Consider the following 24,940-nt stretch of genomic DNA (forward strand, 5'->3'; position numbering starts at 1 on the left):
AGCGCCGATCAATCCATTTTTTCAGCGGCATAGTCGCAAAGTGGCCGAACAGCACGTCGATCAAGCGCATTCGGTCGGAAACCATTGAGCCAGCCTACTCTGAGCGGCGCTCCACCCGGGCCATCGACAAATACGCGTTCCAGCTTTCTGCGCTCCTGAAAACCGAGGCGACGCGATCACGCAAGCAACGGCGCACGCTGAAACAGATCCATGAAGACTTGAAGGAATTGGGACTCGAGGTATCTGACGACAAGGGCGCGGCGTTCGCGAGGACATCGAGGGAGGGGTAAACTGAGGGGGCCAATCCGGCCAGCAAACGAACACTGACGGCGCAGGTGGTGGAAAAGGTGTTCAAGGCACCAAGCCAGCGCACTATATTTGTGGTGACGTCGTCCTTCATCGCGGATACTAAAAGAGACTGCAGACGATTCCTACAACGTTCAAGACAGCTCTTGCTCTCGTTAAGACACCTACATCAGGGACGCAAAAGTCACAAAAAAAAGCTGTGTACACATCTGTGTACACAGCTTCTTATCTCAGCAGCACAAAAACTGCCAAGTCTTTGAATCTAATGGTCGGGGCGAGAAGATTCGAACTTTCGACCCCATGCACCCCATGCGCGATGATACTTAGCCGAAACCCGCATGGATGCTACATATAGGGGGTGAGTCGTATAATATACAGTACTTTCCGATAGGTACTCAAACCCGCATGTTTCGGTGTTCCATCTTCAAATATTATACATTTTGACAGCTATTTTCCACGATTTTAAACAAGCGGCTGTTCAGTGCATTGACTGCAGTCACTCAAAGGTCATGCGCCCCTGATCCACAGTATTTTCATGCGCATTGCTAACTTGCATGCTGGAGACCACCTCCAAATACTTCGCCTGATCTCTAAGAAAAGCGGTATCTAAAATTCCTCTCTTCGAAAGCGAGACGTACAGAGCAGCCGCGTATGCTTGGCAATTTATCGAACGATCAGGGTTAAATGCAATATCAGTAAATGCTGAGTAGCTCAACACCTCTTCCGCCAAGGTAGGCTGCTTGTGCAAAGCATTCATGTAAAGCCAGTCATAAAATGCTGTGCGAGGCTCAAGTTGCCAATCGACTCCGAAGAATGAAAACTTAGTCATCCGACCGCATTCGTTCAATCTAGGGTCACGCTTGGCGTCCAAGGAAGTTCTTCCCAACAAGTCAATGAACGGCCCGCCTCGCTCGAATACTTTACTTGCCTGATAAGCACACTCAACGCTGAATTCCCGATTGTATTTTAGCGTTCGTATTTTGAGATTGAAAGCACTTAGCTTAGTACCAACATCTTGCATAGATTTGCTGGAAATCTCAAGGATCATTTCCGAGCAAATCTCTTTGCGTGCAGCCATGTGCAGAGCCGCAATCGACTTCTGCGCCTGCGAAAGTGCCATGCCGGGGAACCACTCAAAATCGACATACACGGTAGAAACAAGAACCGGGCCGTCAACCACTGGTATGAATACTGGGCGTTTAGCCATTTGCCTTCCATTTATCGAAATCGCGGCGTGCTGAAAAGTACGTAGTATTGTAAACGATCTGTTGCTGCAGATTCATTGCCTTGTACTGCCGCTGTACTGCCTGATCGTTAAAGATTATAGCGACGATGTCCTGCGGTGGGATAGGCTCAAACACTAATATTTCTGCCTGCGGATGTGTAGGGTAGTTCTCTGGCACAGCAAGAGAGGCACGCGGAACTCCTGGAAAATCATCAAACATGGCGTGCAGTGCAGGAAGCGTTTTACGCATGTTAAGAGGAATATTTGTCACTTCGGCTTTGGCTGCATTTTGGCGGCAAAATGCACAGTCTTTCTCCCATAAGACATTGGGTTTAATGGCGAGAACAACCCATTGTGTATCGGGAGTATTCAGGCGGAACGGGTAAAATAGCTTGTAGTTTGGGAAGCTAATTGACAGGCAGATTCCCGTCGTACCATCAATACGTTGTTGATCGTTTCGTATCGAGGCCACTCGATTTGCATCTAAGTGATTTGTGGGAAGTAATCCGTTTGCCAAAATTGATGGCAGATTCCCCAACTGCGTGAAGTGAAACAAATGCTTGATACCGCGTGCGGTTGCGAACTGTTGAATTGGCATCTAGTCCCTCAATAATCAATGTTGTTAATAAATAATATCACTTTAGTCAACAAAAAATGAATTACCAACAACATAAAGAGACGCCAAGCAACACTTTTCCACCGCATGCCCTACAGATAAATTTTCCATGCTCCTATCCGAGACAAGTTATCTGTATTCGTTTCTATTCTCAGCAGGAATCATGCCCTTCAGCCGGTGCTCATCCGCAAACCGGGGCCTGACATTTGGAAACGGCCTTAGCTTTTATAAAATTGGCACCGTGAAATTCGCCGGGCATTGAAGCACAAAACTGTTAAGCTTTTTTGTCCGATTGTCAGATCTACCCACACTCTCAAACGCCCTAGTCCGTGCTCATTTTTTCACGCGCGGCGGAAGCGGATCAGCTACAGCCACCAGGCGCTCTGCTGGATACTGCTGGAACAAATCATCTTCGTTCACCAGAGAACCATCGAGCCAGCCGTGATACTGGTCCGGGTCAACGCTTTGTTCGAAGACGGCACGATCCAGGAAGCGGCTTGCTGGGCGCACGCGCGGCGCAAATTCCACGACCTGCACGCGGCGCGCGCGACGCCGCTGACCACCGAGGCGCTGCGCCGGATCGCCGAGCTCTATGTGATCGAGGCCGAGATCCGGGGCAAGCCGCCCGACGAACGACGACAAGTTCGGCAAGCCCGCTCGCGCCCGCTGCTCGAGGACTTGGAGCACTGGCTGCGCTCCACGCTCGATACGCTGTCGCGCAAGTCCGACACGGCGGCGGCGATCCTGTACGCGCTCAAGCTCTGGCCGGCGCTGCTGCGCTACTGCGACGACGGCGCCATCGAGATTGACAACTCGGCGGCCGAACGCGCCTTGCGTGGTGTCGCCATTGGTCGGCGCAACTATCTGTTCGCCGGCGCCGACAGCGGCGGCGAACGGGCCGCCGCGATCTACTCGTTGATCGGCACGGCCAAGCTGAACGGTGTCGCACCCGAAGCTTGGTTGCGTCACGTGCTGACGCATATCACCGATCATCCCGTCAACCGGGTTGATGACTTCTTGCCTTGGAACTGCAAGCTGCCAGCAGCCCTTTGAGATCACGCCGCTTCCCAGCGGTGTTGTGACTTTCTGAAATAGACGCGACGAAAGGTATTGCGGTACAGGGCTAGGCCAACTTGATTTTGCTAAAAGCTGCGACGATTTTTCGCTGAATAGCTGCGACTAATCCAAAGGGATAACGAAATGGCTGCGAACGACGTCGTCCCTGAACTGACAACTTCCGTAACGCCACCAGCAGAGGCAGGGAGCGGCTGGTTCCGCCCCAGGCTGGGTGAAAACTCCAAATCTCAAAATATTCGTGGGTAGGGTTACCATTCCCGCCACCGAGAAAACGGGGTAGCGCGCGTTTTGAGAGGCCGATTTTTGAAGAACCAGAATTTTTCTGCGTTTCCACACAGCCTGGCCTCAAAGCAGAAGTTCAGCTTGGCGGCAGAGGTCTCCCTAAGCGCACCCTCCCCACACTGTCATTTTCGAAATGTTGAGTGATGAGGAATCCATATATACCTAGAGATCGGAGAATGTAGTGTAGGACGGGAGCGATTCGCATAGCAAAACTAATATGCGGTTTACTTGCACACAGGACACAGATATAGTCTAGGCAACAAATTAGTGCGGACCTGATTGGAGCATTTAGGCATGAACTCATCTTATACCCGTCCCATCAGGCCTGTAATCCTTGTCGTGGACGACACGCCGGATAATCTTCTGTTGATGGCCAACTTGCTCAAGGATAGTTATACGGTCAAAGCAGCAAATAACGGCGAGAAAGCACTGCGCATCGCGCGCGATGCACCGCCGCCCGACCTCATCCTGCTTGACATCATGATGCCTGGGATGACCGGCCACGAAGTGGCGCAGGCACTGCAGGGCGACCCGGCCACGCGCGACATACCCATCATCTTCTTGACCGCTATGGCCTCCAGCGAGGACGAGACGCACGGTCTGGAGCTGGGCGCGGCCGATTACATCACCAAACCGATCAGCCCGCCCGTGGTGCTGGCGCGCGTGCGCACCCAGCTCAAGGTCAAGGACGCGGCCGACTTCCTGCGCGACAAGAACGACTACCTGGAACAGGAAGTCCAGCGCCGCACGCGCGAGCTGGGCGCGATCCAGGACGTCACGATCCACGCCATGGCCTCGTTGGCAGAGACGCGCGACAACGAGACCGGCAACCACATCCGCCGCACCCAGCACTACGTCAAGGTGCTGGCCGAACACTTGCGCGAGCATCCGCGCTTCCGCGCTTTTCTCGACCCCGACACCATCAAGCTGTTGTTCAAGTCGGCGCCGTTGCACGACATCGGCAAGATCGGCATCCCCGACCGCATCCTGCTCAAGCCTGGCCGCTTCGAGCCCGAGGAATTCGAGATCATGAAGACCCACACAACGCTAGGGCGCGACGCCATCGCCCACGCCGAGCAACAACTGGGCATGGATGTCGACTTCCTGCGCCTGGCTAAGGAGATCGCCTACTCACACCAGGAAAAATGGGACGGCAGCGGCTACCCCGAAGGCCTGGCCGGCGATGCCATCCCGATTTCGGCGCGCCTGATGGCGCTGGCCGACGTCTACGACGCCCTGATCAGCCGCCGCGTCTACAAGGAAGGCATGTCGCATGAAAAAGCGGTTCAGATCATCGCCGAGGGGCGCGGCTCGCACTTCGATCCCGACGTCTGCGACGCCTTCCTGGCCAATCTGCAGGTGTTCCAGCAGATCGCCGCGCGCTACGCCGACAGCGACCACGACATGGCCAAGCAGGCCGCCGCCATCGCGCACACCCTGCCTGCAAAGTGAGCACCGACATGCGTTCGCCCCTGGCCTATGTTGAACGGCTGCGCCTGCGCCAGAAGCTGGCGGCCGGTTTCTGCGCGGTGCTGTTGCTGGCCTTGGCGCTGGGCGTGCAAAGCCTGCGCACCCAGGACCAGCTAAGCGGAGACATGCAGCACCTGCTCAGCGAGGGCATGATCGGCATCGTGCAGGTCAAGGAAGCCCGCATCCAGCTCACCCGCTTCGAGCTAATGCTGCACAAGGTGGCCAACGCCCCGGACCCTGTTGCCGTCGACGAGGCGCTGGAACAGCTCGACAAGGCGCGCGAACAGTTGCATTTCGCTGCCGGCGAGGCCCGCGCCACGTTGCTGCGTACCGACAATCAGCAACGCTATGCCGTCTTCGAAACCATGCTGGCGCGCGCCGAACGCATCGCCGACGAGGCCATGGAGCTGACGCGCGAGAATCGCAATGCCGAGGCCAACGCCTTGCTCAACAGCGAACGCTTCCAACAGGCCATGCGCACGGCCGACCTGCAGATGGCCGAGATCGCCGCCGTCAAGGATTCCAACGCCCGCAGCACCATCTACCAGATTCGCCAATTCGCCCTCACCAGCAGCACCCTCACCTACGCCCTGCTGATCGGTGGCCTGGCGGTGGCGCTGCTATGCGCCTGGTGGATCAGCATCTCGATCCGGCGCCCGGTCAACCGCCTGCGCGAGGCGGTCGATGCGCTGGCCGCCGGCCAGCTCGACAGCGTGATTCCGCACACTGACTACCAGAACGAAACGGGCGACCTGGCCCGCGCCATCGCCAAGTTGCAGGTCGAATCGCGCCAGCTCGACATGCAGCGCTGGATCAAGTCGCAGGAAGCCTCGATCCAGGCCGAACTGCAGCAAGCGGCCAGCCTGGACCAGGCCGCGCAGCGCCTGTTGACGCTACTCGCGCCGCTGGTGCAGGCTGGCCAGGGCGCGCTCTACTTGCTTGACGAAAACGCCGCCGCATTGCGCCTTGCCGCCAGCTACGCCGCCGATCCGGACCATCCGCCGGCGCCGCAACTGGCGTTGGGCAGTGGCCTGCTGGGTCAGTGCGCGCAGGACCGCCAGCCGCTCCAGCTCGACGCCCTGCCGGACGACTACGTGCAGATTCACTCGCAACTGGGGCGGTCGCGCCCACGCCACCTGCAGGTGCTGCCACTGCTGCACGGCGAGCGCCTGATGGGCGTGCTGGAGCTGGCCGGCTTCGACGCTCCCAGCGAATCGGGCCGGGTGCTGATGGACGAGCTGCTGCCCAAACTGGCGATGTCGCTGGAAATCAAGGCACGCAGCCACGCGGTACAGGCCATGGCGATCGAACTCGAAGCGCAGCAGGTGGTGCTGAAAGCCACCGAGGCCTGGTATCGCGGCATCATCGAGGCTGCGCCGGACGGCATGCTGGTAATCGATGTGCACGGCCTGATCATGATGACCAACCCGCAGCTCGACCAGCTGTTCGGCTACGAGGCCGGCGAGCTAGCCGGCCTGCCGATCGAAGTCCTGGTGCCGCCAGAGGCGCACGGGCGCCACGTCGGCTCGCGCGACGGCTTCATCGCACACGGCACTGCGCGCCAGATGGGCACGGTCGGCGCCGACCTGCACGGCATGCGCAAGGACGGCAGCCGCTTCTCGGTCGAGATCGGCCTGTCGCGGCTGCCGGCCATCGCCGAGCGCGGCGTGTGCGTGTGCGCCTCGGTGCGCGACATCAGCGACCGCAAGCTGGCCGAGGCCGAAGTGCTGCGCGCCAAGGAGATCGCCGAGGACGCCACCCGCGCCAAGAGTGACTTCCTGGCCAATATGAGCCACGAGATCCGCACGCCGATGAACGCCATCATCGGCATGAGCCACCTGGCGCTACGCACCGATCTCGACAAAAAACAGCGCAACTACATCGAGAAGGTGCACCGCTCAGCCGAGAACCTGCTGGGCATCATCAACGACATCCTCGACTTCTCCAAGATCGAAGCGGGCAAGATGAGCATCGAGCAGGCGCCGTTCCGGCTGGAGGACGTGCTGGAAAACTTCGCCAACATGATCGGCCTGAAGGCCGAGGACAAGGGCCTGGAACTGTTGTTCGCCACTCCGGCCGACCTCCCCACGGCGCTGGTGGGAGATTCGCTACGGCTGGGCCAGGTGCTGGTCAACCTCGGCAACAACGCCGCCAAGTTCACCGAGCGCGGCGAGATCGTGGTCGGGGTCGAGCTGGCGGCCGAGGCCGGGGAACAGGTCGAGCTGCACTTCTGGGTGCGCGACAGCGGCATCGGCATGACGCTCGAACAGTGCGAGCGCCTGTTCCAGTCCTTCAGCCAGGCCGACAGCTCAACCACGCGCAAGTACGGCGGCACCGGGCTGGGCCTGGCCATCTCCAAGAAACTGGTGGAGTTGATGGACGGCCGGGTCTGGGTCGAGAGTGTCCCGGGCCATGGCTCGACCTTCCACTTCAGCGCCCGCTTCGGCCGCCAGGCCGAGGTGCAGCCGCGCCGCATGTTCCATGCCGACGAGCTACTCGGCCTGCGGGTGCTGGTGGTCGACGACAACGCCAGCGCACGCGAAATCCTGTCGACCATGGCGCGCAGTTTCGGCTTGGAGGTGGACCTGGCCGACAGCGGCCACAGCGCGCTGCGCACCATGGTCGAGGCCGAGCGCAAGGGCCTGCCCTACGACCTGGTGTTGCTGGACTGGCGCATGCCAGGCATGGACGGCGTCGAGACGCTGCAACGCATGCAGAGTGGCGCCGTGACCCACATCCCATCGGTCATCATGGTGACGGCCTTCGGCCGTGACGACGCCCAGGAAGCGGCGGCGCGCCAGAAGATCGCGCTGCCAGTGGTGCTGACCAAGCCGGTCACGCCGTCGACCCTGCTCGAAGCCATTGGTGAGGTGCTGGGCAAGGGCGTGGTGGCGGAGACACGACAGGCCGAGCGTCAGGACCGCAGCGTGGCCGACCAGGCCCGCTTGGCCGGCGCCCGCTTGCTGCTGGCCGAGGACAACGACATGAACCAGGAACTAGCGCGCGAGCTGCTTGAAAGCGCTGGCATCGTGCTCACCATCGTAGGCGATGGGCAACAGGCGCTGGACCTACTGGCTCAAGCCGGGACCGTCGCCTTCGACGGCGTGCTGATGGACTGCCAGATGCCAGTGATGGATGGCTACGAAGCCACCCGCCGCCTGCGCGCCCAACCCCGCTACGCTCAGCTGCCGATCATCGCCATGACCGCCAACGCCATGGCCGGCGACCGCGAAATGGCGTTGACTGCCGGCATGAATGACCACATCTCCAAGCCGCTGAACGTCACCGCCATGTTCGCCACCATGAGCAAGTGGATCCGCCCGGCGCAGTCGGCATTAGCAGCGCCCCCAGCGGGGCAGCCAGATTCCGCAGGCAAAGTGGTTGCGGCCCTACCTGCCGAACTCCCCGGTATCGACCAGCGCGCCGGCCTGGCGACCAGCATGGGCCGGCAGGACCTTTACCTGCGCATGCTGGTGCGCTTCCGCGACGGCCACGCTAGACTGCGGGGGGAATTTGAGGCTGCGCGGCAAAGCGATGACCCCACAGCGGCGGCGCGGGTAGCCCACACCTTGCGCGGCACCGCCGGCAACGTCGGTGCCAAAGGCGTGGCGGCGACAGCTACCGCACTGGAACTGGCATGCAAAGCTGGTGTAGCCGAAGCCGAACTGGCTGTGCTGCTGACGGCGGTCGAAAACGAACTGGCGCCGGTGCTGCTCGGCCTGGCGGCACTGGGCAACTATACTGCAGCGGCAGAGAACACCCGGGCCGGGGCCATCGCAGCGGCTCCCGCCCTGCCGCCTGACGCGGCCGCCACACTTGCCCAGCTGCGCAAGCTGCTGGCCGACAGCGACACCGCCGCGCTGGATGTGCTGGAGACATTGGAATCGCAAGCCGCCGGCCACCCGCTGGCGCGACAGCTGCGCAAAGTCAGCCAGGCAATTGAACGCTTCGACTTCGACGCTGCGCTGGAAGCGCTTGATGCCGTGGTGCAGCCAGCCTGACAAGCAAGGCCGCCGCGCGATTCGCCTTAGGCCGGGGGCGGCACCGACGGCAGGCTGACAATCAGGGTGGTGGTCTGGAGCTCGTCATCGACGGCGAAGGCCACCTCGCCGTATTGCGCGCGCGCCAGTAGGCGTGCCGAATAAGTGCCCAGGCCGGTGCCGCCGGACTTACCGTCGGTGACGAACTTGTCAAAGAAGCGTTCGCGTATCGGTTCCGGGATCACACCCTTGTTGACTATCTCGATGCGCAACGGGCTTCCGGTGTACAGCGTGGCAATGACACGGGTGCGCTCTGGCGCTGCCTCGCAGGCGTTCTTGATCAGATTATTCAGCAGCGAATAGGTCAACATGGCATCGCCCAGCGCTAGCGGAGCGTCGATGCCGACATCGAAATCGGTGTCGACCGCCAACACCAGCTGCTTACCCGCGTAAGTGGCGCGTGCCGTCTCAACCACCCGCCGCAACATGTCGCTGATGGGCAGCGGCGCTGCATGGAGCACGTATTTTCCCGTCTCGATCTTGTACAGCTCGGTGGACAGGTTGACCATGTCGGTCACCTGCAGCATGGCCTGCTCGGCCAGCCGCAAATTCTCAAGCTGTCGGCGGTCCATGTCGGCGGCGTCGATCAGCGACTGCACTATGCCGATGGCGCCGGCCAGCGGTCCCTTGAGGTCGTGCCGCGTCATGGCCTCGACGTCATCGCGCAGGCGGGCGATGGCGAGCATGTTGTCGTAATCGGCTTGCAGGTGGCGGCGCAGCTCGACGTAGCGCATGAAGTTGTCGACCCGCAGCTTCAGCTTGGCCGGGTCGATTGGCTTGGTAATGAAGTCCACCGCGCCCAACTCCATGCCTTGCAGGCGCGCGGCGTCGTCGGTAAGGGCGGTGACGAAGATGATGGGTACATTTTCTGCGCTGGGATGCTCGCGCATGCGGCGCGCCACTTCAAAACCGTCCATGCCGGGCATCATCACGTCCAGCAGCACTAGGTCTGGCGGCGTGTCGCCACAGCACAAGGCCAGTGCTTTCTCGCCGTTGTGCGCTGCCTTGATGCGGTAGCGGCCCTTGAACACATTGGCTAGCACGTACAAGTTGTCAGCGGTGTCGTCGACCAGGAGCAATGTCGGAGGCAACGGTTCCCTTGATTGTAAATGGACCGCCGCCGGTGGCTTGACGATCACATCGTCCACGGGTGTGGCGGCCTGCGGCGCGTCGATGTTCGTTTCCTTATCCGGCGCCGGTGCTGCAACCTGATGCGCCATCGCCCGCTTGATGCTAGTGGCCAGCCGGCCCGCCGTGTAGGGTTTGACTAGCAGGTCGCTGACACCGCTGCTGATGGCCGTTTCGATGCGGCTGCGCTCGGCCTCGGCGGTGATCATAATGAACGGCATGTGCACATGGCGCGGACTGGAACGAATCATCTGCAGTAGGGCGATGCCTGTCAACGCCGGCATATTCCAGTCGGAGATCACCAAATCATAACGCTTGCGCTCAATCATGCGCCAAGCTTCAGAGCCATCGGCTGCGAGATCCACCGATCCGTAGCCAAGCGAGGCCAGTTGGCCAGCCGTGACCTTGCGCATTGTTTCAACATCATCAACCACCAGTATTCTCAGCACTTGTGCCATGTCTCCCCCATGTGAGGCCTGCTACGTGGGGTAGCACACCGTTTCATTTATTATGCGGCATTTTTTTATCGATTTGAAATGAAAGCATTTCAAGCCGTCAAGGTCGGCTTCTGGCCCAGGCTGTATAAAAACGTCAATCGCTGTGACGCCATCATCGATCAAATCCCGCAACTAGCCAAGACGTCACTGGGCAGACGCTTACGGAATATCTGCCCCGTGAACTGTGCTGCGGCAGCGGCATGAGTTGCTGGCGGCGCCTGCACGCATGGCAACAGGCAGCTAGCTGGCAACGCATCCACGAAGCCATGCTGCACCACTTGCGGGAGTACGACCAAATTCAATGGGAACGCGCCAGTGTCGACTCGGCCAGCGTGCCATCCCCCTCGGCGGACAGCATACCGGCCCCAATCCCACCGACCGCGGCAAGCTCGGTTGCAGGCACCATCTACTCGTCGACCACGCGGACTGCCTCTGGTGGCAAGCATATCGGGGGGCTCAGGTACATGATTCCCGGATGCTGATCCCGCTGCGCGAAGCCATCCCGTCAGTGGCAGGCCTGACGGGCCGGCCACGCAAACGTCCGGCCAAACTGCACGCCGACAAGGCCTATGCCTAACGTGCCCATCGGGCCTCGCTACGTGGCAGAGGCATTGCACCGCGCATTGCCCGCTACGGCATCGAATCGCGCGAGCGCCTTGGCAAATGGCGCTGGGTGGTCGAACGCACGCTCGGCTGACTCCACCGTTTCCGCCGGCTGCATATCCGCTATGAACGTCGTGCCGATATCCACCAAGCATTCCTCTCGCTTGCCTGCATACTCATCTGCAGGCGATATATTCGGAGGTTTTGTTAGGCGCTCTTAGGCGAACCGTAAGCGCCTTGTCTTAACCTTCTTGATCTGCTTGCCGCCGATACAGGTCGACGCTTGCGCCGACTTCAGTGCGACCCACCACGTCCGCTGCGTAGTTAAAGCAGCGTGCTATGCATCGCCGCTTCGCTACTCATCACTGGTCCTTTCTCAAGTAGGAAGTCTCGAGCTGGCTTGACTTTCTTTTTCCCGAGAACTGCAAGGAGGAAATGTCTCGTGCAGGAGGCCCTCACATATCCCTTATCATAAAATCCTCAATCGCGATTAAAATTGCTTTAACAGAGAGCCTTGCACCAATACGATATCGCTCCTGTAAGATTTACCATCCCCTCCAAAATCAGTTGGACGACGATAATACTTACAACAAGGAATCGAAATGAGCCTATCAGGCCCGGTTGGACAAAAAATGCCACTAGTTGGTGAAGCCAAGCGGCAGGCAACCGATTCCATTTTGGGATACGATTATCAAATTTGGCGCACGGTCGAAGCTTGGATGCTTCTGAACCCTAGCGATATACTATACATTGAGTGCGCTGAAGATTACGATATTGCCAGCGATGCCGGTGTCGTGATGGCGCAGGTTAAAAACTCCCCAAAAGCCATCACCCTGAACTCGGCCGACGTAAGGGCCTCCATTCGAAATTTCTGGACTGCTCGAAAGAAAAATTCCAATCGTGGCAAGCTCAGTTTGCGTTTTTTGACGCGTGGTGAAATTGGTCATGAGCGCGACAGAGAGTTTGGCGATGAAAAGGGACTCGATCTATGGAACGACGCGGCGGCGGGCGACGCCAGCGCAGCCAGGCGCCTGGCTACTTACTTGCAAAAGACTCTCAGCGACGCTTCTTTGGCCTTGTTTCTCAAAACATCCGTAGACGATAAATTAATTGAAGATTTGTTCTGTCGCATTGAATGGGTGACCGGCGAGCCTGCCATCGAAGCTGTCCAACTCGCAGTTCAACGAATGGCGATACAACACGGCGCACAGGACCGTATCACGGCGCAAGCTTCCGCCAGAGCCGTTACCAGCCTCTTGGCGAGTTGTCGCGAGGTCGCAGTCAGAAAGGAGCCTCAGGCCAGGAGTTTGACGCGGGAAGACTTGCAGCTGATTTTTGAGCAGAGCACTACACTGCCGATCCCCATCACCAATAATATCCAGGCGATGCTAAACGCGCTAATCTCGCCGGGCACCGGGCACACTTCGTTCTTGGCGTCCACCGTGAGCAACGAGTTGCCTCCGCTGACACGCCCCTATCTTCCTCGCACCGATTTTGTAGCGGCCATAGCGAGCAGCTTGGTGGACTCGCCAGCTGCCTTACTCGTTGGTTCAGAAGGGCGAGGGAAGACGACTGTGGCCAGCATTCTAGGGCACCAGGTTAGCGGGAAGGTCCGCTGGGTGGATTTGACCGCATATCCTGATGAACCGGCCATAGCAATGGCCTTGGAAGACGCACTCATTGCCGCACGCGGGACCGAACCACCCAAATGCATCATCTTGGATAACGTTCCGGTCGCACAAGGCATGCCGGATCACATCTGGACCATCATACGAGCGTTAATCGAATCGTGCCGCTATGCAAGGGCGGTCTTGCTGTTGACTGCCAAAGGGGTCTCGGACGACGCGGTAGATTCTCGATTCCGGGCAGCTCAAATCAAAGTATTGTCGATGCCTGCGTTGACCCAGCCTGAGGTAGAGCAATTTTTTTCCGAGCTAGGATGTCCAGCAGAAAAAGCGACTCACTGGTCAAAGATATCCCTCATGCAGTCAGGTAACGGACATCCTAAGCTAGTCTACTTGCACGGCCTGGAACTACGCGACACGGGTTGGCCAGCGGTCACCGGCGACGCCATCATCACCGCTCCGACGAGCATCGAAGAGGCCCGAGCTCACACGCGTCTAGTGGCATCGAAAGTGGTCGACGATATTGATCGTCCGTTTTTATACGCGCTGAGCATGGCGATAATTCCGTTCAACCGAGCGGTGGCGCTAAGCGTCGGGACCGACCTGTCCATAGAGGCGCCTGGCGAGAGTTTCGATAGGTTGGCAGGACGGTGGATCGAGCATCGGGGTGCCTCACGGTATTGCGTCACCACAATGCTGACTGGCCAGGCACAGAAAATTTGGGCTGCAGATAAGGTGTGTGAGACCCACCGAATGCTGTTTGACGCCTTCATTGGTAGGACGACTATTAATATCGACGAGGCCTGGGGCATCTTTTTCCATGCGTTTGCAAGTAAAGAGCCTAAAAGGATCGCAGGTTTCCTCAAGAATTTAATATCCGAGGATTTCGATAAAGTTCCACATTTCGCCGAAGCATTAGATATGTTTCTGTTGTTAGGCAGCGAAGGCTTGAAATTCGCTATTCCCTTTGACCAAGAATGTTCGATTCTATTACGGATCATTCAATTCAGGATCGCAAAAGCGTCCAGACTCGATAAGCTAGCCTCTATCGCTGAGAGCTGGGAATGGGAGGTTGAACAAATTCCAGACCAGAAGAAAAAGGCGGTGGCCAAGATAATTCGCGGGCTTTCCATCGCTTGCTGCATAGACGGGGATTTACCTCCATCGTTAGTAATCAGGGCGCTCAGAGATGCTTCAAAATATCAGGAGCTTCAGCTTGGCCTCGATATTCCAACCCCTCCCCAGATATTCGGAATGGATGAGAACGCTCCAGCACTTGCTCTGCTATTCTTCGGCGCTCAGACACGATGTAAGAGCGCGAAGGATTTGCAGCAATTTCTGAGCGCGCTAGATGAGCTCGAGAGTCCTATACGAAACCAAATGCTTCAGGCTTTTGACGGGCCCTACACCCGCATGGGCATCTCCATGGTAGAGCGCGCCTGGCTTGGCGAGTTAAAGCGCGAGAGTCAGGACTGGACAGCCTTCATTAGCATTTTAGATCAGGCTCAGTTCCTTGCCAAGAAATGGGAGTGTGAGCAGCTTCTCGCCGCGGCCGTCAAAATTCTATCTATCATTTACGACGAGCAACTTGGTGATAGCGAAAAGGCCCTAGAGGTGCTTCGCACATCCACCTTGCACGGAAAATCAATCATCCTGATGAATCAAGAGGCCAACGTATTGTTTCGCCATGACGATTTTGAAGCCGCATTGCGTTTGTGGCGGGAAGTTTTGCATGATGGGGAAGATGTAGAAGAAGCGTCCTTACGTTGGAATGATCGGTTCTCGATGCGCAAAGCCGCGATTGCAGCCGGGAAGCTTGGCCACTTCGCGGAAGCCGCTAGCTGGCTACAACTTGGGGCGATGGAGGCCCGGCGGATGCCTGCCGGAGTACCAGCTGCAGCGTTTGAGCTGGATGCCTCGTATTGCTGGTTTAGGCATGGCGACGGGCAAAAGATGGTGGCATCATTGACTGCCGCGGCGGCAGAACTTAAAGGCAATTACGACCGCCAGACCGAGTTCTTCCATTTCGCGGCCCTTAAAAACCTTGGCAACACCGCGTTATGGCTACAAGGGCACTTCCTGGGCGATAACCAAAGAGGGACAGAGCCATTCGTTGGGAGTTCAAGCAACCCAGACATCGATCGGGCAAGCTACCAAGCTCTTCCCATCGGTCCGTTTGCCATAGCAGCGTACCTGATTTTGGACTTGGCTCATAAAATCGGGGTAGAGACGAACGGGCTTAAAGAATTGGTTGCCGAAATTAAAGCATCCAATAACGCCACCGCCGGCTTTCAGCTTGAACTGTTGAAACTGGAACGGACCATAGAAGGCGGTAAGTTGAATGCCGTAGCGGACTGTGTGTATGGCCTTCAAGTTGCAATTTGGCGTAGCGCGAAGGCCCAAAGATCAGAGTCAGTCGAGTCCAACGTCTGGGGTGAATTTGCGGTGGATATGGATGTGTCCAACTTGCCATTGAATTCGTCAGATATCAAGTGGCTATTTTTGATAGCTCTGACGCTAAGGACGATCATTAAAGGATCTGCGGAAGCCCTTGCAAATGAATGGGATGCGGATCTAAGAGAGCGACCGCGTGCGGAGGATTTCAAATCGATAATCAAAGGCTTGATTCCAAATTTCGCGACCAGTGCTGCGATAGCCTACTCCGTAATGAGAGCGAAACCCCTTACTCACGCGAACATTGGCGCCGCAGCGAAATTTCTCGCCAATGACCAACGCAACCCCGTAGACACGCTATATGCACAGGCAGCACTCCTATTTTGGTTCCAGCATTCGCCTGCCAAGATCGTCTTTGATTATTCGCTGGATGCATTCCATGCAGCTTTCTCGAACCAGTGGCGACAGCATATTTCCACTCCGGCGCTGCTTGTGGATCCGCGCATGACAATTCCAATGCTCGAGTCTGCAATTGGTAGCAAGGGGCCAACGGCCAAGAGGATACTGAATCTCTTGCTGGCGGGATGCGCCGCATGCCACGCCTCGATCCCACCAGAGCTTGTTAGCGGCTTGGAGAAGCTATCAAGCGAACGAAGCGCGCGCGATAGCTTCTTGGCAAGGAATCCATAATCATAAAAAAGATGAACGCCCGGCATTTTTCATCCGAGGTAACAACCCCAGGCCAGCGTTTGAAGTTTCCGGCAGAATAAAAAAGACTTCAAGAGATCGACTACAACGGAGGCAAACTTTGCTCTCGTTAAGATATCCTCATGAACACAATAGTCACAAAAAAAGCTGTGTACACATCTGTGTACACAGCTTCTTATCTCAGCAGCACAAAAACTGCTAAGTCTTTGATTCTAATGGTCGGGGCGAGAAGATTCGAACTTCCGACCCCATGCACCCCATGCATGTACGCTACCAGGCTGCGCTACGCCCCGACGAGGTGGGAATTATAGCAGACGCTTTTAGGTTTTTGCCATGCTTTGCGCATGATTCATATCGAACTTCGCAAACTTTTTTGCATGCCCCGGCCAGGCGCCCTATTCACTCAGCAGCAGCGCCGTGAGGACGATGCGGAAACCGGCGATCAGCGGTTCGACCTTGACGTCGGGATTGTGCACCACGCGCACGGGCAAGCCCTGGTACATGGCGATCATGGCATTCAAGCGTCCTTCGAGCATCTCTTCGTCGGCCGGCAGGCCGCGCTTGATGCGCGCGTCGCGGATGATCGTCAGGAACAGGGCGCGCGAACGCCGGTCGGCACAATGCAGCATTTCGGCAATGGCGGGATTGCGCGACGCTTCGGCAAAAATCTCCAGCGGCATCACCCAGGTTTTCGGGTCCAGGCTTTCCAGCACGTGCTCTCCCGCATTGTCGATCACCGACTGCAGCGGGTCTTCGCGCTGCGCCAGATCCTGCATCAGGTTCGACACCCGCTCGGTGTTCTTCATGACGAAGGCGGCGATGATCGCATCCTTGCTGTCAAAATAATTATAGATGTGGCCCGCGCTCATGCCGGCCGCTTTCGATATCTCGGCCATGCTGGCGCCGTGAAAGCCGCGGCGGCTGAAACAGCTTTCGGCCGCATCGAGCACCTGCTTGCGCCGCGTGTTGGCGCGCTCCGGGTCCGGATGCTTCTTTTCAACTTGGTTCATGATTTTCCAGTAGCGCGCCGGCCCTGCCCCTGCGGACAAGGGCAAGGCCGGCGTCGGCGTCCCCGTGGTTATTGGGTGCCGCCAGCCGCCGCGACGGCTGTCTGCTCAGGCTGCCAACCGCCGCCCAGCACCTTGTACAGGGTGACCAGGTTGGTCGATTTGGCCAGGCGCGCCGTGATCAGGCTTTGCTGCGCCGTGTACAGCGCGCGCTGGGCCACCAGGGCGTTCAGGTAGGACTCGGCGCCCTGCTTGTAACGCGCGTCGTGGATGGTGTAGCTCTTCGTCGACGCCTCGACCAGCGAGACCTGCGACTGCAGGCGCTCGTCGATGGTGCCGCGCTGGGCCAGCGCATCGGACACTTCACGGAAGGCGACCTGGATCGCCTTTTCGTATTGCGCCACGGAGATTTCACGCTGCACCTTGGCGATATCGAGGTTGGCGCGGTTCACGCCACCATCGAAGATCGGCAAGCTGATCTGCGGCAGGAAACTCCACGTGCCGCTGCCCGCCTTGAACAGGCCGGACAGGTTGTCGCTGACCGAACCCGCCGTCGCCGTCAGCGATATGCGCGGGAAGAAAGCCGCGCGCGCCGCGCCGATGTTGGCATTGGCAGCGCGCAGGGTGCGCTCGGCCGCCAGCACGTCGGGACGGCGTTGCAGCACGTCCGACGGCACGCCGGACGGAATGTCCGCCAGCGCCGTCACGGCGCCGAACTCGCCTTGCGGCAGCAGGTCGGCCGGCACGGGGCCGCCCACCAGCAGCACCAGCGCGTTCTGGTCGAGCGCCACCTGGCTCGTGTAGACGGCCACGTCGGAACGGGCCGATTCCACGCTGGTCTGGGCATCGTACTTGTCCAGGCCCGAGGTGGCGCCCGCACTGAAACGGCGCACGGCCAGGTCATACGACGACTGCTGGCTCTTCAAGGTGTCTTGCGCCACGCGCAGGCGCTGCTGGTCGGCCACCAGGTTCAGATAGGTGCTGGCCACTTCGGCCACCAGGCTGATCTGCTGTGCACGGCGTGCTTCTTCCGTGCCCAGGTATTGCTCCAGCGCGCTGTCGGACAGGCTGCGCACGCGGCCGAAGAAATCCAGCTCGTACGCCGACACGCCCAGGTTCGCCGTGTACTGGCGATTGATCGACGCTTCACCCGTCGGGCTGGCGTTTTTCGAGATGCGCGTGGCCGACTGGCCGCCCGAGGCCGACAGGGTCGGGATCAGGGCGGCGCGTTCGATGCCGTAGGTGGCGCGCGCCTTCTCGATGTTCAGGATCGAGACGCGCAGGTCGCGGTTGTTGGCCAGCGCCAGTTCCAGTACCTGGCGCAAACGCGCATCGGCAAAGAACTCGCGCCAGGCGACGTCCGCCACCGGCTTGGCATCGGCGGCGGCCGTGTCGGCCTTGTAGGAAGGACCGGTCGGCCACGCCGTGGGCGCCGGCGCTGCCGGACGCTCGTACGTGGGAGCCAGGCTGCAACCGGCCAGCAAGGCCAGTGCCGCCATGGAGAGTAGCGTTTTTTTCATATTAATGCGCATCCTTAGAAAGCGTGACGGCTGGCGAACCAGGCGTCGCCGGCGTGGTCGGCGCGTCCGACTTCGAGAAGAAGCCGCGCACCAGCACGAAGAACACCGGCACGAAGAAGATACCGAGGAACGTGGCCGTCAACATGCCGCCCAGCACGCCGATACCGATGGCGTTCTGGCTGCCGGAACCGGCGCCGCTGGAAATAGCCAGTGGCAACACGCCCAGGCCGAAGGCAATCGACGTCATCAGAATCGGACGCAGACGCAGACGCACCGCATGCAAGGTCGCGTCCAGCAGCGACATGCCCGATTCCTGCATTTCCTTGGCGAATTCGACGATCAGAATCGCATTCTTCGCCGACAGGCCCACCACCGTGAGCAAGCCCACCTGGAAGTACACGTCGTTCGACAGGCCGAACAGCCACGTGCCCAGCACGGCGCCGATCACGCCCAGCGGTACCACCAGCAGCACGGAGAATGGAATCGACCAGCTTTCATACAGCGCGGCCAGGCACAGGAACACGATCAGCAGCGACAGCGCATACAGCTGCGGCGTCTGCGAACCGGATTCGCGCTCTTCCAGCGACACGCCGGTCCAGCTCATGCCGATGCCAGGCGGCAGCTTGGCGACCATTTCTTCCATCGCGTTCATGGCGGCGCCCGTGCTTTGGCCCGGCGCCGGCGTACCGAGGATCTCTACCGACGGCAAGCCGTTGTAGCGTTCCAGGCGCGGCGAAGCATAGATCCACTTGCCCGTGGCGAAGGCCGAGAACGGCACCATCTGGCCAGCGGTATTGCGCACGAACCACTTGTTCAAGTCTTCCGGCAGCATGCGCGATTCGGCATTGCCTTGCATGAACACTTTCTTCACACGGCCGCGGTCGAGGAAGTCGTTTACATACGAACTACCCCAGCCCACGCTCAGCACGCGGTTGATTTCCGAGATCTGCAAGCCCAGCGCGGTAGCTTTCTGCTGGTCGATGTCGATCTTGTACTGCGGCGTATCTTCCTGGCCGTTCGGGCGCACACCGACCATGGCCGGATTTTGCGACGCCATGCCCAGCAACTGGTTACGCGCCGCCATCAGGGCGTCATGGCCGACACCGCCGATATCCTGCAGCTGCATGTCGAAACCGGTGGCGTTACCCAGTTCCAGCACGGCAGGCGGGGCGAACGTAAACACCATCGCATCCTTGATCTGCAACAGCTTGCCCATGGCGCGGCCGGCCACGGCCGGCGCTTTTTGCGCCACGTCCTTGCGCAGCGACCAGTCTTTCAGGCGCACGAAGGCGATACCCGTATTCTGCCCGTTACCGCCGAAGCTGAAACCGGCCACGGCAAACACGGAAGCGACGTTGTCCTTCTCGCTGTTCATGAAGTGGTCTTCGACCTGCTCGATCACTTTCAGGGTGCGCTCTTGCGTGGCGCCCGTCGGCAATTGAATCTGCGTAAACAGGATGCCCTGGTCTTCTTCCGGCAGGAAGGAGGTCGGCAAACGCATGAAGACGAATACCAGGCCGGCCAGCAGGATGACGTACAACAGCATCGAACGGGCGCGGTGCGTGATCATCGCGCCAACCATGCTTTGGTACTTGTTGCTGCTGCGATCAAAACTGCGGTTGAACCAGCCGAAGAAACCCTTGTTGGTTGCGTGATGGCCTTTTTCGACCGGTTTCAGCAAAGTCGCGCACAAGGCTGGCGTGAAGACCAGCGCGACGACGACGGACAGCACCATCGACGAGACGATCGTGATCGAGAACTGGCGGTAAATCACGCCCGTCGAACCGCCGAAGAAGGCCATCGGCACGAACACGGCCGACAGCACCATGGCGATACCAACCAGCGCGCCCGTGATCTGCGTCATGGACTTGCGCGTCGCTTCCAGCGGCGACAAGCCCTCTTCGCTCATCACGCGCTCGACGTTTTCCACCACCACGATCGCATCATCGACCAGCAGGCCGATGGCCAGCACCATGGCGAACATGGTCAGGGTATTGATCGAGTAACCGAAGGCATTCAGGATGCCGAAGGTACCGAGCAGCACGACCGGCACGGCCATGGTCGGGATCAGGGTAGCGCGGAAGTTTTGCAGGAACAAATACATCACCAGGAATACCAGGATGACGGCTTCGACCAGGGTCTTGACCACTTCCTCGATCGACAGTTTCACGAACGGGGTGGTGTCGAACGCCACCTGGTAGCTCATGCCTTCAGGGAATTGTTTGCTCAGGTTGCCCAGCATGGCTTTCGCCGCGTTGGCCGTATCGAGCGCGTTGGCGCCCGTCGCCAGCTTGATCGCCACGCCGGTTGCCGCATGGCCGTTGTAGCGGGCCACGGTGTTGTAGTTCTCGCGGCCCAGTTCCATGCTGGCCACGTCCTTCAGGTGCACCATGGCGCCCTCGGTGGTGGTTTTCAGCAAGATGGCGCCGAACTGCTCCACCGTCTGCAAGCGGCTTTGCGCCGAGACGGTAGCGTTCAGCTGCTGGCCCTTGACGGACGGCGTGCCGCCCAGTTCACCGGCCGACACTTCCGCATTCTGCGCCTGCACGGCCGTGATCACGTCCGCCGGGGTCAGGTTGAAGCTTTGCAGCTTGGCCGGGTCGAGCCAGATACGCATGGCGTACTGCGAACCGAACAGCGTCACATCGCCCACGCCCGGCACGCGGCTCAGCGGATCGACGACGTTGGCGGCCACATAGTCGCTCAAGTCGGTCTGGTCCATCTTGCCGTTTTCGGAAATGAAGCCGAACACCATCAGGAAGTTTTTCGTGGCTTTCGACACGACAAGACCCTGTTGCGTGACAGCCGTCGGCAGCAGTGGCGTAGCCAGCTGCAGCTTGTTCTGTACCTGCACCTGGGCGATGTCGGGATTGGTGCCGCTGGTAAACGTCAGCGTGATGCTGATGCCGCCAGTCGCATCGCTCGACGAGGACATGTAGCGCAAGCCGTCGATACCCTTCATCTTTTGTTCGATGACCTGGGTGACCGCATCTTCCACGGTCTTGGCGGAGGCGCCAGGGTAGGAGCCGCTGATCGAAATCGACGGCGGAGCGATGCTCGGGTACTGCGCGATCGGCAGGCTGAGGATCGAAATCACGCCGGCAAGCATGATGACGATCGCGACCACCCAGGCAAAAATCGGGCGGTCAATGAAAAAACGGGCCATTAATATTCTCCTGAATTAGTGGGCGCTGGCAGCCGATGCGGCGGCAGAGGCGGCAGCGGCAGCGGCGGGCGCAGGAGCGGCTTCGGCCTTGGCAGGCACGGCAACGGCTGGGGCGCCTGGCTTGACTTTTTGCAAGCCTTCCACGATCACGCGGTCGCCTGCGGCCAGGCCGGACGTCACCAGCCAGTTGGTGCCGACGGTGCCGCTGGTGGTCAGCACGCGCTGCTCGACCTTGTTTTCCTTGTTCAGGATCATGGCCGTGGCCTGGCCCTTCTGGTTGCGCGTCACGCCCACTTGCGGCACGGTAATGGCTTTCTCATCGACGCCCGTTTCCAGTTGCGCACGCACGTACATACCTGGCAGCAATTCACCTTTCGGGTTCGGGAACAGCGCGCGCAGGATCACATTGCCCGTGGTCGGATCAACCGTCACGCCGGAAAACTGCAGCTTGCCCGATTCGCCGTACTTGCTGCCGTCCGGCAGAATCAGGTCGACCTTGGCCTGGCCTTCGCCCACTTTCTTCAGCGAGCCGTCGGCCATCTGGCGCTTCAGGCGCAGCAAATCCGTGCTCGACTGGGTCACGTCGACATAGATCGGATCGAGTTGCTGCACGGTGGTCAGCGCTTCGGCCTGGCCCGCGGTGACCAGCGCGCCGGCCGTCACGGTCGAGCGGCTGGTGCGGCCGCTGATCGGCGCCGTCACGGTGCTGTAGCGCAGGTTGATATTGGCCGATTCCAGCGCCGCAGTGGCGGACTCGACGTCTGCCTTGGCTTGCTCGAACGCAGCGACGGCATCATCGTATTCCTGGCGGCTCACGCCTTCGATGGCGACCAGTTCCTTGTAGCGGGACGCTTTCGGACCGGCCGTCAGCAGATTGGCCTTGGCTTTCGACAGCGCGGCCTTGGCCGAATTGGCGGCAGCCTGGTACGTGGCGGAATCGATCTGGTACAGGGCCGTGCCCGCTTTCACATCGCTACCCTCGACAAACAGGCGCTTCTGGATCAAGCCGCCGACTTGCGGGCGCACATCGGCGACCTGGTAGGCGTTCGTGCGGCCAGGCAATTCGGCGCTCATCGGCAACGCGGCCGGATTAACAGTAAACACGACCACCTGTGGCGCTTGCTGCGCGTGAGGTGCTTCCTGTTTTTTACTGCAGCCGGCCATGATTACAGTGGCGCACAGAACGGCAATAGCGCCGCTCGTACGCGGCGACGTCAGGGAAAAGGTTGGTTGCATCTTGGACTTTCTGAAAAAGAAGCTGGCTAGTGTCGTTAGAAATGACTAAATTTATTAACGCAGATCAAAGAATGAACGATCATTCTAAAATCGTCAAGCATCGTTACAATTGAAACATAGTAACTATTAAGCGAATTAACTTATGAATGAGGCAACAAATCAAAGACAGCTACAGAGACGGCACGCCAGAAAAGTCAGCTGCGAAGCTGGCGGACGGTGGCAAAATGGCAATGAGGAAAAGGTGGATTGAGTGAATACTGTAGCAGGGTCAAGATTTCTTTGCTGAACTCACCGACACGGACGCAACACCGCTCCTCACGGCAGGCGTGGCGGAATAATTATTTACCAATGGTATCGAAAAGACATGCCGCAGCAGACGCGCTACTATATTGACCACGGCGTGGCAAAGCGGGGGCGCGATGATGACGGCACAGGCGCAAGGAATGGCGCAACACGATGGCGCGGGCGGCCTGGACACACTGCTGTCGACGGGCGTACCCGGCCTCGACGCGATTGTCACGGGCGGCTTGCTGGCCGAGCGCCTGTACCTGGTCGAAGGCGTGCCCGGCACGGGCAAGACCACCCTGGCGCTGCAGTTTCTGGCCGAAGGGGCGCGCAGGGGCGTGCCCGTGCTGTATATCGCGCTGGCCGAATCCGAAATCGAACTGCGCGCCGCCGCCCTGTCGCACGGCTGGGACCTGGCCGGCATCGCCATCGAAGAGGTGGCGCCCAATGACGACATGCTCGATCCCGAGCGCCAGTACACCATTTTCCACCCATCGGAAATCGAACTGGCCTCGACCAACCAGCGCATCCTGGCCGCCATCGAAAAACACCGCCCTGCCCGCCTCGTGCTCGATTCGCTGTCCGAATTGCAGCTGCTGGCGGAAAACCCCCTGCGCTACCGGCGCCAGGTCGTGGCCTTGAAACAATACTTGGCCAGCCGGCACTGCACCACCATGCTGATCGACGATCGTTCCGCGCTCGACGACGGCTTGCAAGTGCGTAGCGTGGCCCATTGCGTGATCTCGCTGGAGCTGCAAAACCAGGACTACGGCACTGACCGGCGCCGCGTGCGCGTGGTGAAATACCGGGGCGTGCCGTTTCGCAGCGGCACGCACGACTACAAGATCGCCCATGACGGCCTGGTCGTCTTTCCGCGCCTGGTGGCGGCCGACACGCGCCGCGATGGCGGCCATCAGCGCCTGTCGAGCGGCGTACCCGAGCTCGACGCCATGATAGGCGGCGGCCTGGAAGAAGGCATGAGCACGCTCATTTCCGGCCCCGCCGGCAGCGGCAAGTCCACCCTGGCGGCGCAATTCGTGCACGCGGCCACGGAGCGAGGCGAACCGTGCGCCATGTTCCTGTTCGAGGAAGCGCGCAGCAAGCTGCTGACCCGGGCCGACAGCGTGGGCATGCGCCTGCAGGCGGCGCTCGACACGGGCTTGCTCAGCGCACAGCAGATCGATCCGGCCGAACTGACACCGGGCGAATTCGCCCAGGCCGTGGTCGACGCGGCGGAGCGGGGCGCCAAGGTGATCGTCATCGATAGCCTGAACGGCTACATGCATGCCGTACCCGATGAGCGCTTCCAGAGCACCTACCTGCACGAACTGCTCAATTACCTGAGCCAGCACAGCGTGGCCACCCTGCTCGTTGGCGTGCAGCAAAACATGCTGGGCACCTCGATGACGACGGCGGCCGACGCCAGCTATCTGGCCGACAGCGTCATCATGCTGCGCTACTACGAAACGGAAGGCGAGGTGCGGCAAGCCATTTCCGTCTTCAAGAAGCGCGGCAGCGCGCACGAGCGCAGCATCCGCCGCTTCGACATCAGCCCGCAGGGCATCCGCATCGGCCCGGCCCTGGCCGGCTTTCACGGCATCCTGTCGGGCTTGCCCACCATCGGCGGCACGCCATTCCCCTAGGAATGCCATGGAGCAGCGCATCCTGATCTACGCGCCTGCCGGCCAGGATGCCGCCCTGGCCGGCACGGTATTGGCGGGCAGCGCCATCGCCAGCCACGCCTGCCGCTCGCCC

11 protein-coding genes, 1 tRNA gene and 2 pseudogenes are annotated in these 24,940 nt (G+C 59.6%); 6 read left to right on the plus strand and 8 right to left on the minus strand.

Annotated elements, in window-relative coordinates:
* Positions 1-802: 802 nt before the first annotated feature.
* Positions 803-1,513 (minus strand): DarT1-associated NADAR antitoxin family protein, encoded by a 711-nt coding sequence (locus VM94_RS23930; protein ID WP_046685759.1) that lies wholly within the window; start codon positions 1,511-1,513, stop codon positions 803-805.
* Positions 1,506-2,129 (minus strand): DarT ssDNA thymidine ADP-ribosyltransferase family protein, encoded by a 624-nt coding sequence (locus tag VM94_RS27970; RefSeq protein WP_082127893.1) that lies wholly within the window; start codon positions 2,127-2,129, stop codon positions 1,506-1,508. Before VM94_RS27970 ends, VM94_RS23930 begins: the two co-directional genes overlap by 8 nt.
* A gap of 483 nt (positions 2,130-2,612) precedes the next feature.
* Between VM94_RS27970 and tnpC the strand changes: the two are divergent.
* The 3 genes and pseudogenes from tnpC to VM94_RS23945 all read left to right on the plus strand — a co-directional run.
* A pseudogene (tnpC, locus tag VM94_RS23935) lies at positions 2,613-3,200 on the plus strand (IS66 family transposase); the annotation flags it as partial.
* 600 nt (positions 3,201-3,800) lie between these two features.
* A complete protein-coding gene (locus tag VM94_RS23940) occupies positions 3,801-4,958 on the plus strand; it encodes a response regulator (RefSeq protein ID WP_046685760.1) in 1,158 nt (385 codons plus the stop codon).
* Positions 4,959-4,966: 8 nt separating this feature from the next.
* Positions 4,967-8,977 (plus strand): hybrid sensor histidine kinase/response regulator, encoded by a 4,011-nt coding sequence (locus VM94_RS23945; protein WP_046686220.1) that lies wholly within the window; start codon positions 4,967-4,969, stop codon positions 8,975-8,977.
* Between the two features lie 26 nt (positions 8,978-9,003).
* Here VM94_RS23945 and VM94_RS23950 read toward each other — a convergent pair whose 3' ends face one another.
* On the minus strand, positions 9,004-10,602 hold the full coding sequence (locus VM94_RS23950) for an ATP-binding response regulator (protein WP_046685761.1): 1,599 nt from the start codon (positions 10,600-10,602) through the stop codon (positions 9,004-9,006).
* Positions 10,603-10,805: 203 nt separating this feature from the next.
* Between VM94_RS23950 and VM94_RS29430 the strand changes: the two are divergent.
* Both VM94_RS29430 and VM94_RS23960 read left to right on the plus strand, forming a co-directional pair.
* Positions 10,806-11,455 (plus strand): annotated as a pseudogene (locus tag VM94_RS29430) (IS5 family transposase); the annotation flags it as partial.
* 391 nt (positions 11,456-11,846) lie between these two features.
* Complete coding sequence (locus VM94_RS23960) at positions 11,847-15,953, plus strand: hypothetical protein (RefSeq protein ID WP_046685762.1); 4,107 nt, start codon at positions 11,847-11,849, stop codon at positions 15,951-15,953.
* Positions 15,954-16,187: 234 nt separating this feature from the next.
* Here the strand turns inward: VM94_RS23960 and VM94_RS23965 are convergent.
* The 5 genes from VM94_RS23965 to VM94_RS23985 all read right to left on the minus strand — a co-directional run bounded on the left by VM94_RS23965 (position 16,188) and on the right by VM94_RS23985 (position 22,900).
* Positions 16,188-16,264 (minus strand) — tRNA-Pro (locus tag VM94_RS23965).
* A gap of 102 nt (positions 16,265-16,366) precedes the next feature.
* Positions 16,367-16,981, minus strand: coding sequence for a TetR/AcrR family transcriptional regulator (locus tag VM94_RS23970; protein WP_034752166.1), 615 nt, complete (start codon positions 16,979-16,981; stop codon positions 16,367-16,369).
* Between the two features lie 68 nt (positions 16,982-17,049).
* Positions 17,050-18,498 (minus strand): AdeC/AdeK/OprM family multidrug efflux complex outer membrane factor, encoded by a 1,449-nt coding sequence (gene adeC, locus VM94_RS23975; RefSeq protein WP_046685763.1) that lies wholly within the window; start codon positions 18,496-18,498, stop codon positions 17,050-17,052.
* 1 nt (position 18,499) lies between these two features.
* Positions 18,500-21,664 carry an efflux RND transporter permease subunit gene (locus tag VM94_RS23980; RefSeq protein ID WP_046685764.1) on the minus strand — a complete coding sequence of 1,055 codons (3,165 nt, stop codon included), beginning with the start codon at positions 21,662-21,664 and terminating at the stop codon, positions 18,500-18,502.
* Positions 21,665-21,679: 15 nt separating this feature from the next.
* On the minus strand, positions 21,680-22,900 hold the full coding sequence (locus VM94_RS23985) for an efflux RND transporter periplasmic adaptor subunit (protein ID WP_046685765.1): 1,221 nt from the start codon (positions 22,898-22,900) through the stop codon (positions 21,680-21,682).
* Between the two features lie 443 nt (positions 22,901-23,343).
* Between VM94_RS23985 and VM94_RS23990 the strand changes: the two genes are divergently transcribed.
* On the plus strand, positions 23,344-24,828 hold the full coding sequence (locus VM94_RS23990; protein ID WP_046685766.1) for an ATPase domain-containing protein: 1,485 nt from the start codon (positions 23,344-23,346) through the stop codon (positions 24,826-24,828).
* Positions 24,829-24,940 lie beyond the last annotated feature (112 nt).

Origin of the sequence: Janthinobacterium sp. KBS0711 (assembly GCF_000988085.1) — a bacterium.
GTDB classification, from domain to species: domain Bacteria; phylum Pseudomonadota; class Gammaproteobacteria; order Burkholderiales; family Burkholderiaceae_D; genus Janthinobacterium; species Janthinobacterium lividum_E.

Bases quoted from the DNA above. Each gene is read 5' to 3' on its own strand.
- VM94_RS23930 (WP_046685759.1), bottom strand. From the start codon at position 1,513: ATGGCTAAACGCCCAGTATTCATACCAGTGGTTGACGGCCCGGTTCTT.
- VM94_RS27970 (WP_082127893.1), bottom strand. From the start codon at position 2,129: ATGCCAATTCAACAGTTCGCAACCGCACGCGGTATCAAGCATTTGTTT.
- VM94_RS23940 (WP_046685760.1), top strand. From the start codon at position 3,801: ATGAACTCATCTTATACCCGTCCCATCAGGCCTGTAATCCTTGTCGTG.
- VM94_RS23945 (WP_046686220.1), top strand. From the start codon at position 4,967: ATGCGTTCGCCCCTGGCCTATGTTGAACGGCTGCGCCTGCGCCAGAAG.
- VM94_RS23950 (WP_046685761.1), bottom strand. From the start codon at position 10,602: ATGGCACAAGTGCTGAGAATACTGGTGGTTGATGATGTTGAAACAATG.
- VM94_RS23960 (WP_046685762.1), top strand. From the start codon at position 11,847: ATGAGCCTATCAGGCCCGGTTGGACAAAAAATGCCACTAGTTGGTGAA.
- VM94_RS23970 (WP_034752166.1), bottom strand. From the start codon at position 16,981: ATGAACCAAGTTGAAAAGAAGCATCCGGACCCGGAGCGCGCCAACACG.
- adeC (WP_046685763.1), bottom strand. From the start codon at position 18,498: ATGAAAAAAACGCTACTCTCCATGGCGGCACTGGCCTTGCTGGCCGGT.
- VM94_RS23980 (WP_046685764.1), bottom strand. From the start codon at position 21,664: ATGGCCCGTTTTTTCATTGACCGCCCGATTTTTGCCTGGGTGGTCGCG.
- VM94_RS23985 (WP_046685765.1), bottom strand. From the start codon at position 22,900: ATGCAACCAACCTTTTCCCTGACGTCGCCGCGTACGAGCGGCGCTATT.
- VM94_RS23990 (WP_046685766.1), top strand. From the start codon at position 23,344: ATGGCGCAACACGATGGCGCGGGCGGCCTGGACACACTGCTGTCGACG.